The organism is Treponema sp. UBA785 (assembly GCF_002297065.1).
Lineage (GTDB): Bacteria > Spirochaetota > Spirochaetia > Treponematales > Treponemataceae > Treponema_D.
This window is the reverse complement of record NZ_DBJD01000068.1, coordinates 1-2,570: the sequence shown is the minus strand read 5'-3', so window position 1 is coordinate 2,570 and position 2,570 is coordinate 1. Positions and strand designations below refer to the sequence as shown.

At 43.3% G+C, this 2,570-nt stretch carries 2 protein-coding genes; both read right to left on the bottom strand.

Going from position 1 to position 2,570, the window contains the following annotated elements; translation table 11 throughout:
• On the bottom strand, positions 1 to 1,109 hold a 1,109-nt coding region (locus tag B2X33_RS05550), incomplete at its 3' end, for a hypothetical protein (RefSeq protein WP_296668226.1).
• A 441-nt stretch (positions 1,110 to 1,550) separates the two neighbouring features.
• Positions 1,551 to 2,570 (bottom strand): InlB B-repeat-containing protein (locus B2X33_RS05545; RefSeq protein WP_296668224.1); only part of this gene is annotated, 1,020 nt, incomplete at its 5' end.

Below are 2,570 nucleotides of genomic sequence, written 5' to 3'. Positions count from 1 at the left end.
TCAATCGTCACATAATTAGCTTCTTTCACACCAAGAGCATATGCGCTTGACATATCAGAGCAGGAAAGACCGTCAAGCGTGAGTTTTCCAATAATGCGGATATCAACAGGAGTTGTTCCCGTGTTTTTAGTCTTTATTGCCTGAGTAATATCGGCAATTCCTGTATACTCCTTTCCGCCGATTGTCGCGGTAACAGTCTTTTTGTTTTCCTCTGTAAGATAAATTACAATTGCGCCGTCTTTCAATGTTCCGTCAAGATTGTATGCGCCAGGAACCGCCCCGTCCGTAAACGCAAATCCTGAACGGTCGTTATCAAGAACAGTCATTGTGGCAGTTGACTCTGTTTTTCCGCCGTCAACACTTACAGAAATTGTATGGCTTCCAGCTGCAAGACCAAGCGCGTCAGCACGCACAACATTGCTCAAGGTTTTCTTTGAATAAGAGACGGCAAGATTCGAGTCCTCGCTCTTCTCATAATAATTGTAAGTATCATAAAAACGGATAAGCTCGTTATCGATTTGCGTTCCGTCAACTTTCACAGTGTAAGTCGCTCCGCTAATTTGATTGAAGACAACATAAGCAGAGTTCAGCCAGCCTTCGCTCTTTACAATTTTTACAGTCGCATTTGTAACGTCTGCGTCAGTATCAACATCAAGATTACCGTCATCGCTGCTTGAATCACTTCTTTTCAACGTGAAAGAAATTTCCGTTGTTTTTCCGTTTTCAACAGCCGCGCTAGCTTCTCCCGACATTGCAACAGACTCGCTCTCGCCAAGCTCAGAGTCGCTCATTGCAACAGTTGCTGTCAATTTGAAAGTGTAAGCGCCGACTGGAATACTTACCGCGCTCAGTTCGCTTTCGCTAGCCCAGCCTGCGGCCTTAGTAAAGCCGCTTGCTCCAGAAGCCTTGTAGAAAAGCTTAATGTCTGAATAAGAATCGTAGCTTACCGCACGGGCATGGCTAAAACTTATTGAAACACTTCCATATCCATTGCCGGAGCTAGAAGTTTCCTCGCTTCCAAGAACCGAGCAGCCAGCCGCTCCAAAAGCAAGCAGCGCCGTCATTGCAAGCGATGCTATTTTTTTTATGATTCCAGAAAATCTTTTCATTTAATTCTCCCAAAAAATTTTCCGCCTTAAAAAAGCAGATTTTTTCATAAATCGGGCGTTCCCGCCGCAAGCGGCGGTCGGGTGTTCCGGGGTTGCATTGCTACGCAACGCTGCGCGCCCCAGCATACTTTGTATGCAGACACCCCCTAACGCGTTCACAATTTGACGCATCCCGAAATAGTCCTTAAACGGCCTGCGTCAAAATAACGTTTTCCGTTTTTGTCTTAATTCTCAAAACGTCATGGTGACGTTTTGTGTTTTAGCCTTATGTTGGCTATCGTCATTATGACGTTCGCCAACTCTAGCCAAGATTAAGAAACGTCATGGTGACGTTTCACGTTTTTATACAAAATCAGCAATCGTCATGGTGACGTTCGCTGACTTTGTGTAAAGTTGGCTAGCGTCACAGCAATGTACGCTGATTCTAGCCAAGTTTTTGATTTATTCAATTGCTGCAAAAGTAAGAGTTGCAATCTTTGCACTTGAACTTGTTGCTCCAGCAATACTGTAAGAACCAGCCCCCAATGTAACAGAAACCTCAGCTTCATCAGCACCAAGTTTTTCAGAAGTTGTTTTACCTTCAGCTCCGACATATCCGTCAGAAGTTGAAATTATTACGCCTTTTTTATTTGAATCCGTAAATTTCAAAGTCATTGCAGACGCAATTGCAAACGAAACTTCGCCACCATTAGTTTTCAAGTTAGCACCAGCAGAATCAATTTTACAAGTCACTGTGATTCCTGAAACAGTCTGAGTTGCACCAGCATCTTGCTTAGCAAACACCCCTCCTTTTGATGAAAGATTATATTCTCCTGCATTTACTGCAACAAATCCTTTGCAACCATTCTTAACAGAACATTTTTCAACATCTTCCTCAGTGTCATAATGAGTTCCGCAGTTTGAGCATTTTGGCAATTCTTTCCAGTTTGCTGTAAATGTAACATCGCCTGTAATCGCTGAATCTGTTGTCATGCCGTCAACGCTTGAAGTCCAGCTCAACGCATATCCGTCTTTTGTCCACTCTGGAACATTCGCTTTTTCGCCCTCATAAACTGTCTGTGTTTCTTCAGCGTTCCCGCCTTCTGAATCCACAAATTTTACCGTATATTTTGCATCTTCTGTCCAGCTTGCTGTAAATGTCACATCGCTTGTAATTGCTGAATCTGTTGTTATGCCTTCAACGCTTGAAGTCCAGCCGCCTAATGTAAAATGCTCTCTTGTCCATGCAGGAACGCTTCCAACAAGTTCGCCTGAGATTACTTCAACGGTCACATCGGCATTTGCTCCGCTTTCGTCTTTGAATGTTACAGTGTATGTTGTTGACCATTTTGCCGTGAATGTTACTGTTTTTTCAGTTTCGCCGTCTGAAAGAGAAATTGAATCGTCAAAATCGGCTTCATTTCCGTTTTCATCAATCCAGATAAGCGCAAAATTTTCTTTTTCCCAGCTTGGAGGAACAAC